At 42.1% G+C, this 261-nt stretch carries 1 pseudogene; it reads right to left on the reverse strand.

Annotated features, from left to right (window positions below):
• Window positions 1-261 (reverse strand): annotated as a pseudogene (locus FOF46_RS31215) (DUF4172 domain-containing protein); the annotation flags it as partial.

Genomic DNA, 261 nt, shown 5'->3' on the forward strand with positions numbered 1-261 from the left:
CTTTCATTTTACCTGGAGATGGAGCTTGATAATGAACCTTTTCTTTTCCCATCGCTCCTGAAACCACTTGCATCTCCCCATTTCTGTAACAACCAACATCGATTCTGTGCATTCCACTTCTTCCTGTAGGGAATAATGCCGCATGCCAACCAAATAGCCGCTCTTCATCAAGAGGTTTATTATAATTTTGAGTTGCATCAAGCATCATTTCTACAACACCTTCAACATCTCTACCTGGGTATACCATCCCGGCATACTCAA

The sequence above is a fragment of the Aquimarina algiphila genome (genome assembly GCF_007489275.1).
In the GTDB taxonomy this organism is placed as follows: Bacteria; Bacteroidota; Bacteroidia; order Flavobacteriales; family Flavobacteriaceae; genus Aquimarina; species Aquimarina algiphila.